Here is a 14,360-nt window from a genome sequence, read left to right on the forward strand (position 1 = left end):
CTCGCTACCTTGCGTCAGTTCGCGACGACCTGGAAGCGCGCACCCGCCGAGCGCGAATACACGCGCCGGTCGTACATCGCTTCGCCGTACGCGGCCGGCACCACGAAGTCGCCGACGTTGGTCGCGCGCGCCTTGTAGGTCACTTCGAGCAGGTTCTTGTCGACAGCGCCGTAGAACACGACGCGGTCTTCGCGGATGTCGGCGTACTGCACCTTCCACGAGCCACCGCCGCCCAGGCGCTTCTTCCAGATCGGCGCATCGGCGTTGGCCTCCTCGTCGTCGCCCACGGCCTGCAGTACCGGCTCCAGGCCACCAGGCAGCAGGTCGACCAGCGCCACGTCGTTGAGTTGCGCGCGCTCCAGGCTGCGCACGCGCACCCGCACCGTGACCTCTTCGCCGAGCCTGGCCTTGGTGATCGGATTGCCCTTGGCATCGAGCACTTCATGGAAGATCTCGAGGCCCTGGTTCACCGGCGTGGTGGGCACGTTGCGCTCGAAGCCCTGTTCGGCCCAGCTGTAGTACAGGTTGAAGTCGCTGTCGTTCGACAGCTTGAGCTTCGCCGTACCAGCCGGCACCGCGGCACGCGTGATCGGGTTCACCGAGCCCAGAGCGAGCGCCGCCGCCTGACCCTGCGCATTCACGCTCTGCGCCGTCAGCTTGCCCTCGGCGTTCTGCGCCACCGCTTCGAAGTACGCATCGACCGCGAGCAGCATCGAGGCCGACGACAGGCTGTTGTACCAACCGTCGCGCACCATCGCACCCATGCCTTCCCACACTTCCGGCTTCAGCGTCTTCAGGCGCGAAGGGAAGTGACGGCCCACCAGGTGCAGCGTCATGCTGTCGTGCACCAGCGGGTCGTAGTAGGCACCCCAGACGTTTCGGCGCTGCTTCTTCTCGGTGCGCGCGAGCAGGTCCGACCACACCGGGTTGAGCAACTCGTTCGCCACCTGCTCCTGCTTCACGAGCTGGTAGCTCGCGGCGAGGTACACGGCGCCCAGGTCGTCGCTCCAGCCTTGCGTCTGCTTGTTGCGCCAGGCTTCGCGCAGGTTGGCCAATGCGGCCGGCGCGATGATGCCCTGGCGCGTGAGCAGGTAGGCCGCCTGCGTGCGCTGGCGCCAGCCGTCCAGCGAGGTGTCGCCGCTGCCGAGCCAACCCTGCAGGTAGGTGTTCGCCTTCTGCAGCAGGTCTTGCGGCACGGGCAGCTTGTGGTCCTTGGCTTCGATGAGCAAATGCACCGCATAGAGCGTGGCAAACGGATCGGTGCCCGCGCCGGGCCACAGCGAGAAGCCGCCGTCGGCCGTCTGCCGCGCGCGCAGTTGCACGAGGTAGCGATCGAAGGTCTTGCGCGCCTCGGGCATCGGACCCTGTTCCGGGGTGCGGCCGCGCGCCATTTCCTTCACCAGCTCAGGGCGGCCCGACAGCAGCACGGCCGGGAAGGTCTGGCTCGTGATCTGCTCGGTGCAGCCGTGCGGGTAGACCTCCAGGTACTGCATGAGACCGGTCGCGAACGCCCACGGCGCCGCCGACACCGCCACATCGCTCTTGCGGAAGTTCGGGTACAGGTCGGCCTTGCTGCTCAGTTCGCCCGCACGCTGGAAGCTGCCTGCCTGCACCAGCGTGACGAACGGGGACGCGGGCCGCACGCTCACTTCGGTCGAGAGGCGCGCGCTGAAGGTCTTGTGCGTGGAGGTGAACACCAGCGCCGACGAACCCAGCACCGCCTGCTCGCCCGGCTTGGCGCGCACGTTGAACTTGGTGCTCGCTTCGCCGCGCTCATTGACCTTGAGCGTCTGTGTCGCATCGCCCACCACTTCGAGCCCGCCCGAGGCGGTGAGTGTGAGCGCGATGGGCACCTCCTTGCCCGAACCCACGATGTTGTTCGCGAGGCCCACGCCCACTTCGACCGTGTCGCCGGGCGCCATTGCGAGCGGCGCGTTCGGCAGGATCACCATGTCGCCGCGCACCACGGTGCGGGTGCTCTTGGCGGCGGTGGTCTCGTCGTTCACCGCGACGGCCATCACGCGCAGGCTGCCGTTGAAGCTCTCGGGCACGGTGTAGCTGAACTCGCGGCTGCCGTTCACATCGACCAGGCCCGACCAGTAGGCCACCGGCTTGTCGCGCTTGCGCTTGAACGGGTTCAGGTGCTTGCCGAGCTCGCCTTCGCCGTCGCCGCCGGGCGCTGCGCCCTGCATGAGCTTCTTGAACTCCGGCAGGATCAGGTCGAGCGTCTGCAAGGTGCCCACTTCGAGCGCGCGCTTCTGGAAGAAGTGCTTGAGCGGATCGGGCGTCTTGTAGCGCGCCACCTGCAGGATTCCTTCGTCCACCGCGAACAGCACGGCGCGCGTGGGCTTGTCGCTGGTGAGCTTCATCTTCACTGTCTGGCCCGGCTTCACCAGTTCGCTGCTGGTGAGCTGCAGGTTGGCGGTGCGCTTCGCGAGGCTGGTGGCGAAGGGGATGACGCCGTACGACAGCGGGCTCATGTAGACCTCGTCCGAGGCCGGGTCGCGCACGAAGTGCACGTTGATGTAGCCGGTGCCCTCGAAGTCCTTGGGCAGCGTGATCTTCTGCACCGAGGCGGTCTTGTCGGTCTTGAACCACGCGTGGGCATAGACCTTGTCGCGCTCGATGGTGATGAGGCCGGCACCGACGTACGGCGCGCGGATGCTCACCTCGATCTCCTGGCCCGGCTCGTAGTCCTTGCGGTCGAGCGTGAGCTGCAGTTCGGCGTTGCGGTCCAGCGAGCGCGAGACGTTCGCGTTGCCCGCCACGCTGTACTCGACGCGGTTGAGCTCCAGCCCGCCCGCATTGCGCACCACGTAGGCGAAGTTGCCGGGCGTGGCGGTGTTCAGCGCGATGGTGTTGCCGGCTGCGACGATGGCCAGCGGCTTCTCGTCGATCACGATTTCCTTCTTGCGCGATTCGTAGCGGTAGAGGCCGTTGTCCTGCTTCACGAGCACCGACAGCACCTTGCGCTCCACGCGCTCGATCTTCAGGTCGTCCACGGCCGTCTTCTTGGCCTGCGCGTCGATTGCGATCACGGTCGCGTTGCGCGCGGCGCCCTTGCTCACATAGCTGGTGTCGCCATCGACCTTCACGCCCACGAGGTAGGGCATGTCGCTCACCAGCGTCTGTGCCTCTGCCGAGACGCTGCGCCCGCCCTCGGGCTCGAAGGCCTTGGCGAGCACGTGCACCTGGTAGGTGGCGGCATCGAAGCGCGAGAGACGCAGGTCGAACTCGGCCTTGCCCTCGGCACTGGTCTGCACGCTGCCCAGGTCATCGACCTGTTTCTCGGTGGCGCGCTGCGGATCGAAAAAGGCGTAGTCGGCGAACGCGCGGAACACCGGGAAGGCCGGGCTCAGCGTGAGCGTGCCTTCGACCTTGCGGTCGGGCGCGGGCGTGCCGAAGAGGTTCTGCACGTCGATGAGCGCCTTCAGGTCCTTGGGCTTGACCCAGCCTTCGGCGACTTCGCTGCTGAGCTTGGCGACGACCTTGGTGCGGTCGGGCAAGAACTCCTGCACTTTCACCGTGGTGCTGCCGATCAGGAGGCCCTCCACCTCGGGGTTGCCGGGCGATGACTCGCGCGGCAGGTAGAGATTGACGGTGTAGTTGCCGGTGGGCGAGGTGTCCTGCGTGGTGTGGGCGATTTCCGCCGCGCCGCCGGGGCCGAGCTTGAGCTTCTCGCGGCGCACGCTGAGGCCGCGTGCATCGATGATCTCGGCCTCCAGCGGCAGGTCGCGCAGCGACGTGGCCCAGTTGCCGGCCTTGACCATCATCGCGATGTGCATGGTGTCGCCCGGGCGGTAGATGCCGCGGTCACTGAACACATAGGCGGTCATCTGGTTCGGCACGCCGGCCGCGCGCAGGCCGCCGACGTCGAAGCGCGAGATGTCGAGCGTGCGGTCGGTGCGGTTGAAGGGCAGGAAGCTCAGGTCGCCGTCCTTGCGCACCACAAGCACCACGGGCGCTTTCTCGCGCTGGTAGCCGGCGAGGTTCGGCAGCTTGGCGGCGCCCGTGGCATCGGTGGATTGCGACGCGACGATCATGCCGTTGCGGCCCCACACCTCGACCAGCGCACCGGCCACGGGCTGGCCGTTGGCGATGCTCTGCACGAACACGTCGCGCGTGCCGTCGAGCGACTTCTTCGCGACGATGCCCAGATCCGTGACCAGCACCAGGCGCTGGTCCTTCTGGTCTTCGGGGTTGCCGCTCTCGGGATCGCCTTCCGACTGTTGTTCTTCTTGTTGCTCTTCTTCGGGCTGCGCCTGCGCGGCTTCACCCTCGGCCGCTTCCGGCTTCTTCTTGGCCTTGGGGTCGTAGCCCTGCACCTTGAGCAGGAACACGCCGCGGCGGTCCGCCACATCGCTGCGCAGGTACTCGGCGAAGTCGACGGTTTCGTAGTGCGCCTTGCCGGCGGGGATGCTGAGCGGAATCTCCTTCTGGAAGCGGTCCACGAGGTTGTCCGACTGCAGGCCGCCGTAGAACTGCGGATGCGCGAAGTCGCCGTTGGTCTGCGTGACCAGGTGCTGCAGCTGCTGCGGCAGCAGTCGGCCAATTTCGAGGCGGATGCCGGGCAGGTCGCGCACCAGGATCGGCAGCTTGCGTTCGCCCGAGAGCGCGAGCAGCGAGCCCTGGCTCATGATGGTGAGCTCGGGCGCGAAGGTCTTGAGCAATCGGATGTCCTGCCGCGCGGCGCCAAGCTGGTAGCCGCCCGGTGTCTTCAAGCCCTTGGCCACGCGCACCAAGAGGTAGCGGCCGCCCTCGGCTTGCGGAAGGCGGAAGCTGACCATCTCGGTCACTTCACGCTCGCTGGCGATGGGCTGCAAGGTGAGCTTCTTCGCGCGGCGCAGCACGGCGTCGGTGACCTTCGCCGGATCGGCGGACCAATCGAACTTCTCGTCCGGGTCGCCCTTGGCTTCTTCCGTGACGGGCAAGAGCCAGGCCTGCACCACGCGCGCCATTTCGCGCTCGTGCACCGGCATCGAGGCGGTGACGTGCATCACATGCTCCGGCTCGCCGTTCTCGCCCGTGACGATGGTCGGGTCGATGCTGGAGATGTCGAGGCTGAAGAGGCCGGGGATGTCGACCGCGCGCGAGATGTCGTTGCGCTGGGCCGGGCCGCCCTTCTGTGCAACGGCGCCGGCAGTGAGGCTCAGCACGACGGGGCGCGTCTTCTCGGGAATGGGCAGCGGCTCGGACTGCAGCGTGGCAGTGAGGCGCAGCTTGTCGTAGCTGACGGTGAACTTCTCGCTCGCGCACTTGCCCACGCTGAAGATGGAGGTGCCGCAGGCCTGGTCATAGGTCAGCACCAGGCGCTTTTCGAATTCGCCCGTGTTGACGGGGTGCGAGAAGCGCACCTGGAAGAGCGCACGCCGCACGTTGGCCTGCACCGGGTCTTGATAGAACTCCGCGCCCGCGATGCGCGCGTTGAATTCGGGCGAGGTGAACTCGTACTTGCGCTGTTCGATCTCGATGTGCGGCGCGAGGGCGTCTTTCCCAAGCTGCACTTTGTAGGGCTGGCCGACCGGCCAATCCTGCGTGGGCAGGAATTCGAGCTTCTTCTGGCTGCTCCACGTCCAGCGCCCGGCAATGGCGGGTTCGATGCTGACGCCGGCCGCCTCCTGGCCGATGCGCGCGATCGGCGCGACCGAGGCGGAGAAGTTGATGACGACCGGATTCGGCCCCTTGTCGTTTTCGATCTGCGTGCGCGGCGGCGGCACGATCTGCGCGGTGGAAACGACCGGCTCGACGCGGTCGGGCGTAAGGCCGTGCCACCACTTCATCACATGCGGGCTGGCGAACCAACCGGCGAGCACCAGAAGCGCCAGCACCAATACCCAAGCTAGTCGCTGCTGCAACCACTGCAGCCCGAAAAGAAGAAACGCCCCCACGATGCGCAGCCACCCCGGGGGTCGCCAGGAACCGACGATTCCGCGTGCCAGAGGACGCAGAAAACCGAGCGCACGGCTGAGGCCGGTGAAGAGCACGTCGCTGAGCGACGCGAGTTTTCGATTGGCAACTTGAAGCATGGAAGCTCCCCCGATGTTTTTGTTGGCGCCTGGCAGTCTCTTGCCGGCGTGTGAAACCACGGCGCTGTGTGTGAAGTCTGCGTGAAAACTGCACAGGGCCCGCGCACCGGCCCGGTTCCGATCAGAAAGAAAGAGCGGGCTTGTTCACCATCAGCCAGAACACGATGGCCATGGCGACGAAGGCCGGATAGCCGAGCCACTCCCAATAACGTTGATAACGCGCATACAGCGGCGGCAGCGGCGCGGCATCGCGATGCGCCTGCCCGGCCATCGCCGCCATGCGGATCTGCAGCCACACCACCGGCAGCCAACAGATGCCGGCCAACACGAAGAGCCCGAGCGACACCGAAAGCCATGGCGTCGAAAGCGGCCAGCCCGCCATGTGCGCCAGCGCGAAACCGGTGGCCGGCTGCAGGATGACCGTGGGCGTGGTGAACCACCAGTCCGCGCGCACCACCAGCCGGCTCACCACCGCCTGCGCCGGCACGCTGCCGCTGCGGTTGGCAAAGAACATGTAGAACGCCGACCCCAGCCCCGTGCCGACCATCAGCACGCTGGAGACGATGTGCAGCCACTTGAGGACGAGGTAGGTGTTCATGGCGTGGTGCGCCGGTACAGGTGCCAGAGCAATGCAGCGATGGGCAGGTTCTTGAGCAGCGGGCCGAGCGGGTGCAGCCACAGGCTGGGCTGCAGAAAGGTCGCGACGGCCGTCATGAGCAGCATCAGGCCGAGGGCCGCGAGATAGCTGGCGCGGCCGGGCCGCAGCCAGAGCGCTAGGCCGATGGCGAGGTCCGCAGCCGCGCCGCCAACGATCAGCAACTGCACCAGCCACGGCGGCGATGCGATGCCGGCCTCGGCCAGCACCTCGCGGCTCTGCCCGTTCAGCTCGACGATGCTGGCGAAGGCGGTGAACAGCCAGACCGTGACGAGGCTCAGGCGCAGCAGGCGGTCGTCGTCGGCCGGGCGGGTCATAGGGCGGGTGACGTCTCGTCGATCACATCGGTCACCATGCCCCAACGTGCAAATTCGGGCTCGAATTCCGGCAGCGTGAGCAGACCGGCGCAGGCGTGTGCGCCGACAGGAAGTGCGTCGCCGCGTGCGAGCCGGCGGGCCAACAGGATCGCTGCCATGCACGGAATCTCGGGGCCATGGTTATCGTCGGCCGCGATATGCCAGGCGCGGCGCGCTGCGACACCTTGCGCATCGATGCCCTCGACCCGCACCACCATGCCGCCCAGCGCGGTGCCGAGCGCATCGAACACGCCTCCCGTCGAATGCAACAACGGCGCAAGCTTCTGCGGCGCGCGCAGCAAGCCCACGCGGTGCATGAACGCCATGAAAGCAAAGGCCTGCTGCGCGATGCCGACTTCGAGCGCCGCGCGGAACATGACCGACTGCACGCCGGCATAGCGCGCCGGAAAGAGTTCGAGATCGGGGATGTCGCACAGCGCGCCCCGGCGCGGCCGCATGCGCGCGAACTGCACCTTCACCGGGTTCGCCCAGCCGGGCTGCTCGGTCCATCGGCCGTGCTGCCAGACACGGATCGGCTCGCCGCAGTAGGCGAGCACGCCCGCGAGCGTGGCCTCGCCGCGCGGTGCGCCTTGCGCGGGCGCGATGCAGATGTCGATGCTGCGGATGCCTTGCCAGCCCGCCGCGAGATGGTCGACCACCGCCGACGAGAGCGCAGGCACCGTGCTGGCGCCTGCAACGGCCGTTCGGCCCGCACCGCGGAAGACAGCATCCATCGCGGCGGGAAAGTCGCAGACGAAACGGCGGCCATCGGCCAGGTCGATGTAGTGCGCGCCAGCCGCCGCCACGGCCTGCGGCACGCGATAGTCCTGGTTCTGGAACGGGCCTGCGGTGTGGATGACGAGATCGACACCCAGGTACCCCAACCCCTGCGCGAGATCGGGCGACTGTGCATCGACACGAACGCCGCGCCCCCCGCCGCCCAGCAATTGCGCAAACGCCGTCGCCCGCTCCAGGTCGCGTCCGCCGACCAGCAGCTCGATGCCCGCATCCGCAGCCAGCGCACGGCAGATGCGCGCGCCGAAATTGCCGTAGCCACCGAGCACCAGCGTCTTCATGCGAGGCTCGCCCCCGCGACGTGCCCGCGCGTGAATGCTTCTTCAAAGATCGAGTAGCCCGACCAGTCCGCATGCGCGAACGACAGGCGCCCCGCAATGACGCTGCCGCGGTGCGCATCGTCCGGCGCCGTGCGCTGCGAGCCGATCTGCGCCATCAACCCGGGCCGCGGGATCGACATGGCATGGCCGTAGCGCGTGATCTCGATGCGCGTGGCGAGCGCGGGCAAGTCTGGGTGCGGCACCGACAGCTCGGCGAGCAGGTCGTCGCGCCAGCCGGTCCAGGGGCGTTCCAGCAGCAGCTTGCGGCCGTCGGCGGTGTCGTAGCTGCTCGGACCCAGCGGGCGGTACCAGCTCAGCACGGTGCCGCGCGGCGTGGGGTCGAGCGTCTGGTGACGCGCATCGACATAGCCGAGTCCGCGCGTGCCGTAGATCACGTTGTCCCAGCTCGGCGCAGCGCCCATGCGGTCGGCCAACGGGCCGCGCAGGTGCACGTTCGCCACCAGCCACGGTGCGTAGCGCACATGCGCGGCGGCGTGCTTCAGCACCTCGGGCGCGTTCTCGACCACGCGCGCAGCAATGAACACCGGCAGCGCGACGATGCAGCGCTCGGCCTGCCAGCGCACCAGCGATTTCGATGCGGCATCCCACGCATCGACCTCGACGCCGCCGCGCAACTCAGCGATGCGCGTGACGACCTGCCCGGTGCGCAGGCGCTCGCCGAGCGGCGCGGCCAGCTGCTTGGTGAGCCAGCCATTGCCTTCGGGCCAGGTGAGCACGCCGTCGCGCTCGGGGTTCGCATCGTTGGCGCTGCCGCTCGGATCGCCGGGCGCATGGAAGCCGTGCCGGCTCGCGAAGTAATGGATGCCGGCCCAGGCCGACACCTGTTCGATGCCCGCGCCGTAGTCGTCGCGGCAGCAGTATTCGAGGTACCAGCGCAACTGCGCGTCGCTGAAACCTTCGCTGTCGAGCCAGCGCGAAAAGGCGATGGCGTCGAGCGCCAGCAGTTCAGGCGTGACCGCCACCTTGAGCGTCGGAATGGCGAAGTGCGCCGCGTGCTGCAGCGCGTCGATGCGCTGCGCGAACTTGCGGTACTGCGCCAACGTGTCGACGCTCGCGCCGTGCACGGGCAGCAGGCCGTCCTGCCATTCGCCCTGGAAGAACAAGCGCTCCTGCGGGCTGTGGCAAAGAGTGCGCTCGTCGTATTCCCAGCGGCCTGCCACGCGCTGGCGAAGACCCAGTTCCTCCAGCAGGTCCTGCACCTCGCGCGCATCGTCACCGGGCACCGGCAGGTAGTGCGCGCCCAACGGACAGGCGATGCCGTTGACCATGCCGCCGCGCGCGTTGCCGCCGGCGGTGTCTTCGAGTTCGAGCACAGTGAAGTCTTCGATGCCCGCGAGCCGCAAGGCACGCGCGGCGGCAAGACCGGCGACACCGCCACCGGCGATCACCACCCGCGTCCGCTTCACGGTCGAGGGCGCCTGGCTCTTGAGTGCGCCATCGCGCATCGCATGGCCGCGTGTGACGTCGATGCCGGTGAAGCCGCCTTCGATGGGCGGCGGCACCTCGCATCCGGCCAGCGCCAGGGCGCCCGCCGCACCTGCCACGCCGAGAAAGTTGCGCCGTTGCATGACGAAGGCTAGTGCGCCATGACCTTGCCCCACTCTTGTTCGTAAGTGGTGACCAAGGTCTGGTTCGACAGGCGATTCACTTCTGTCGGCACGCGCGCCATGTCGAGCGGAAAGTCGAACATCAGCGGCAGCGTCGAAGGCGAGAGGAAGCGCAGCCCCGCAGGCAGTGCATCGGGCATCCGATACGGCCGGCGGCTCGCGATGATGTAGCCCCATTCGCCGAAGCTGGGCACATGCGCGTGATAGGGCGTCGCGCGCAGGCCGACCGATTCGATGGTGGTCGCCACGGTCCAGTAGCTCTTGCGCGCCACCAGCGGCGAAGTGGTCTGGACCACCGCGTAGCCGCTGGCCGACAGTCGCTTTTCGAGCAGCGAATAAAAACTGTTGGTGTAGAGCTTGCCGATCGCGAAGTTGGTCGGATCGGGAAAGTCGACCACGATCACGTCGAACATGTCGCCGGGTTGCTGCAGCCACTGGAAGGCATCGGTATTGACGATCTTCACCTTGGGCGACGACAGCGAATGACCGTTGAGCGCGGCCAGCGTTTCGTGCTCGGTGAAGAGCTTCGTCATGTTCGGATCGAGCTCCACGAGAGTGACCGATTCGACCGAGGGGTACTTGAGTATTTCGCGCACCGCCATGCCGTCGCCGCCGCCGAGCACCGCGACCTTTTTCGGCGCGCCCTGCGCAGCCATCACCGGATGCACGAGCGCCTCGTGATAGCGGTATTCGTCGCGCTCGGCGAACTGCAGGTTGCCGTTCAGAAACAGGCGGTGGCCGAGCTGTCCGCGCGTGACCACGATGCGCTGGTAGGGCGAGGTGGCGCTGAAGACGATGCGGTCTTGATAGAACTTGTCTTCGGCCAGCGTGGTGATGTGGTCGGCCCAGACGAAGGCGGCGAGCAGCGCGGCCAGCGCCAGGAAACACGCCATCGCGTGCGCGCCGATGCGCCGCAGCTCATGGCGAAAGAGCCACAGCGCCCACACCGCGACCGCCGCGTTCATGAAGCCGAACAGCAAGCCGGTGCGGATCATGCCGAGCTGCGGCACGAGGATCAGCGGAAACGCCACCGACACCGCGAGTGCGCCGAGGTAATCGAAGGTCAGCACCTGCGACACCAGGTCCTTGAGCACGATGTTGCGCTTCAGGATGCGCATGACCAACGGGATCTCGAGCCCGACGAGCGTGCCGACGACCATCACAAGGCCGTAAAGCAGCAGGCGGAAAGCGCCCGGCACGTAGGCATTGGCCAGGAACAGGATCGCCGGCAGCGCGCCGCCGATCAGCGCCACCAGGAGTTCGATGCGAAGGAAGTGCGCCGGCAGCTGGCGGTCGAAATAGCGCGAGAGCCATGAGCCCACGCCCATCGCGAACAGGTAGGTGCCGATGATGGTGCTGAACTGCAGCACAGAATCGCCGAGCAGGTAGGAGCTCAGCGCCGCCGCGCTCAGTTCGTAGACCAGCCCGCAGGCCGCGACCACGAACACGCTGGCGAGCAGGGCGATCTCGACGGGCTGCGGCCCGCGCGCATCGGCTGGGCGCGCGGACAGGGCCGCCTCCTCGTTCAATGGATTGCTGCGGCGACGATGATGCAGATGCCGAGGCTCATCGCTGCGACCACGAGGCCCAGCGCCACGTTCTGCTTCTCGACGATCTCGCCCCACAAGTCATAGGGCGTGATCTTGTCGATGATGAGAAAGCACAGCCAGAAGATGATCACGCCGATGAGCGCGTACACGAGCGATCCGAGGACCACGCCCGGTTTCAGCCATTCAAATCCCATGGGGACCTCCAGTCGTAGTAATAAGAGACATCACGCGAAACTTCGTCATTTGTGGCCGCCGCCGCTCGAAGAGCCGCCGTACGAGCCGCCCGAGCTGCGGTAGCCGCTCGAGGAGCCACCGCGGCCGCTGCAGGTGCTCAGGATGATCAAGAGGATGATGATCACCACGATGATCAGGATGATCGTGCCGCAGCCCATGCCCGAGGCGGCGCTCACCGGCAGCGCGTCGCCGCGCTTGAACATGTCCTTCTTCGCATCGAGCTTGAACGCGGTCGCGACCACGCCGCTGTCCAGCTTGATGCCGGACGACCAGGTGAGCTCGTTGGCCGAGCGCTCCATCGACAGCAGCGCGGGGCCGCTGGCGAAGTCGCGGTTGAAGGTTTTTTGTCCGCGCTCGACCTGCCAGTAAAACTCGCCCGCCACGTAGGTGGTCTCGGCGTTGTAGGCGTACTGCTGCTGGTAGCTCTTGCTGAGGTAGGTGGCGGTGCTGCCGTTCTCGGCCATCACCGGCGCGCCGGTGGTCGGCTTGACCATGCTCCAGCCATCCTCGGCATCCACCAGGAAGCTGAAGCCGCGCTTCTTGTTGTAGAGCAGGTATTCGTCCCAGCCGAAGTACTCGTCGTCGCCGGGCTCCACGCCCATGCGGTGCTGGAAGCCCACGACCTGCCACTGCGCACCCTGCAGCTGGCCCATGGTGCCGAGCGCGATGAGCGGGCGCACCGGTTCGTCCTGCGCCGCATGCTTGAGCTCGCCGCCGATGCCCTGCGACAGGTCGATGATGCTGTTGCACGAGCGGCAGGTGATGCTCTTGCTGTCGGCTAGGTTGACGGTGACCGGCGAGCCGCAGTTGGGGCAGTTGAAGCTGCGGCCCTTTTCGTCCTTGGCCGATTCGTCGCGCAGGCCGGAGAGCTGCAGGTCTTCGAGCTGCACTGAGCGGCCGAGGTACGCGCTGGGCTTGGCGGTGCCGTAGTCGATGCTGAGCACCAGCCCCTTGTCGTTGCGCAGCTCGACCATCGCGAACGGCCGGCCGAGATCGGGCAGGTGCGGCAGCTCGCCTTGTGCGGAAGTCAGCGCGACCTGCTCGTTCGAGGTGACGGTGTAGCTCTGGCCCGCGAAGGCGCTGGTGGCGCCCACGCGCAGGTCGACCGGTGGCGGCGCGGTGCGCTGCAGATCGAAGGGCAGCGCGAAGACGTAGGCGCCGTTGTCCTCGCTGAGGATCGCGGTGCGTTCGTCGTCGAGCGCGGCGATCCATTCGGTCCAGCGGCCGCCGGGGTAGGTGTATTGCAGCCGGCCGATCAGCGTGAAGGGCTTGTCCTGGATGCGGCCGGTGGCAAAGAGCTGCAGCGGGCTGAAGTCGTCGAACAGCTCCGCCATCTTGCCGGTGCGCGCGAGCGTCTCGCCCTGGCGCACGACGGTGCTCTGGCAATAGGGACAGACTGCGTGCGTCGATTGCGCCGAACGGAATTCGACCGGTGCGCCGCAGCCGGGGCAGGGCGCGCGGTAGTAGCGTTGGTTGCCGGTTTCCTCAGCCATGGCAAACCACGGCAACAGCGGCAGATGCAGCTATGGGAAATGCCGCGGAGCCGGCTCTGCCGGACCACAGGCATTGCCCCCTGCAAGGGGGGAGGAGAAGCGACACGGAGTGCGCGAAGCCTGGGGGTTAGACCAGCTTCTTGAGCAGTTCGGCCTTCTTGGCGTCGAACTCTTCCTGCGTGAGGATGCCCTTGGTCTTGAGCTCGCCGAGCTTCTCGAGCGTGGTCATCACGTCGACGGGGCTCACCACGGCCACGGCGGGCTGCTGCTGCGTTGCCGCGGCCTGGGCAGCCGCGTTCGGGCTCAGGCCCTGCGCGAGGTTCTGTGCCAGCACCTGGCCGAGCGCCACGCCGGCACCCAGGCCCATCGCGTCGCCCGCGATGCCGCCACCGCCCGCCGCACCTTCGGCGAATTTCGGAATCGCCTGTGCCGTCTGGTACTGCATGAACTTGCCCATGTCGTTGCCGACCATGCCCATGCCGATCTTCTGGTCGAGGATCTTCTGCAGCTCTTCGGGCAGCGAGACGTTCTGCACCGTGATGTTCTCGAGCTTGATGCCGATCTTCTCGAACTCGGGCACGAGCTGCGCCGCGAGCGCCTGCGCAAACTGGATCTGGTTGGCCGCAAGGTCGAGGAACGGAACGCCGCTCGAAGCGATGGCATTGCTGATGTTCTGCAGCACCAGGCCGCGCAGCTGGCCGTCGAGGTCGGCCACGCTGTAGATGTCGCGCGTGCCCGAAATTTCGGTGTGGAACAGCTTGGCATCGCCGATGCGGAAGCTGTAGTTGCCGAAGGCCCGCAGGCGCACGGCGCCGAAGTCCTTGTCGCGAATCGTGATCGGCTGGGGCGTGCCCCACTTCTGGTCGACCTGCTGGCGGGTGCTGAAGAAATAGACGTCGCTCTTGAAGGGGGACTCGAAGAGCTTGTCCCAGTTCTTCAGGTACGTGAGCACGGGCAGCGTCTGCGTCGTGAGCTTGTACATGCCGGGGCCGAACACGTCGGCCACCTTGCCTTCGTTGACGAACACGGCCACCTGCGATTCGCGAACGGTGAGCGAGGCGCCGTTCTGGATTTCCATCTCCGCCATCGGGAAGCGCCAGGCCAGCGTGCCATCGCCGGTCTCGGTCCACTGGATGATGTCGATGAACTGTTTCTTGATGAAATCCATCAGGGCCATGGTTGCTCCTCGTCTTCAGGTGTTTTGTCCGGACCGAGCATATTGCCACATCGTCTTGACAAAGCCCCGTGCTTTTGGTCATGCCGCGCCCTGGCCATGCGGCGTATGGCCCGCACGACCGAGGTC

The 14,360-nt window shown here is 66.9% G+C and carries 9 protein-coding genes; all 9 read right to left on the minus strand.

What is annotated here, in order from left to right:
* Positions 1 to 14: 14 nt before the first annotated feature.
* Complete coding sequence (locus QFZ83_RS28450; protein WP_307511730.1) at positions 15 to 6,026, minus strand: alpha-2-macroglobulin; 6,012 nt, start codon at positions 6,024 to 6,026, stop codon at positions 15 to 17.
* Positions 6,027 to 6,147: 121 nt separating this feature from the next.
* Entirely contained in the window at positions 6,148 to 6,624 is a 477-nt protein-coding gene (locus QFZ83_RS28455; protein WP_307511731.1) for a DUF2269 domain-containing protein, read from the minus strand.
* On the minus strand, positions 6,621 to 6,998 hold the full coding sequence (locus QFZ83_RS28460) for a DoxX-like family protein (protein WP_307511732.1): 378 nt from the start codon (positions 6,996 to 6,998) through the stop codon (positions 6,621 to 6,623). Before QFZ83_RS28460 ends, QFZ83_RS28455 begins: the two co-directional genes overlap by 4 nt.
* Positions 6,995 to 8,113: a saccharopine dehydrogenase family protein gene (locus tag QFZ83_RS28465; protein WP_307511735.1), complete on the minus strand. Its 1,119-nt coding sequence runs from the start codon at positions 8,111 to 8,113 to the stop codon at positions 6,995 to 6,997. Before QFZ83_RS28465 ends, QFZ83_RS28460 begins: the two co-directional genes overlap by 4 nt.
* A complete protein-coding gene (locus tag QFZ83_RS28470) occupies positions 8,110 to 9,741 on the minus strand; it encodes an FAD-dependent oxidoreductase (RefSeq protein ID WP_307511738.1) in 1,632 nt (543 codons plus the stop codon). The genes QFZ83_RS28465 and QFZ83_RS28470 overlap by 4 nt, the downstream gene beginning before the upstream one ends.
* 8 nt (positions 9,742 to 9,749) lie before the next feature.
* Positions 9,750 to 11,291: a polyamine aminopropyltransferase gene (locus tag QFZ83_RS28475; RefSeq protein WP_307512835.1), complete on the minus strand. Its 1,542-nt coding sequence runs from the start codon at positions 11,289 to 11,291 to the stop codon at positions 9,750 to 9,752.
* 14 nt (positions 11,292 to 11,305) lie between these two features.
* The gene (locus tag QFZ83_RS28480) at positions 11,306 to 11,524 is read right to left on the minus strand and encodes a DUF350 domain-containing protein (RefSeq protein ID WP_013544332.1); all 219 of its coding nucleotides are present in this window, start codon (positions 11,522 to 11,524) and stop codon (positions 11,306 to 11,308) included.
* 45 nt (positions 11,525 to 11,569) lie between these two features.
* Complete coding sequence (locus QFZ83_RS28485; RefSeq protein WP_307511740.1) at positions 11,570 to 13,057, minus strand: DUF4178 domain-containing protein; 1,488 nt, start codon at positions 13,055 to 13,057, stop codon at positions 11,570 to 11,572.
* Between the two features lie 127 nt (positions 13,058 to 13,184).
* Positions 13,185 to 14,234, minus strand: coding sequence for an SPFH domain-containing protein (locus QFZ83_RS28490; protein WP_013544334.1), 1,050 nt, complete (start codon positions 14,232 to 14,234; stop codon positions 13,185 to 13,187).
* Positions 14,235 to 14,360 lie beyond the last annotated feature (126 nt).

The sequence above is a fragment of the Variovorax sp. W1I1 genome (genome assembly GCF_030815625.1).
In the GTDB taxonomy this organism is placed as follows: Bacteria; Pseudomonadota; Gammaproteobacteria; order Burkholderiales; family Burkholderiaceae_C; genus Variovorax; species Variovorax paradoxus_C.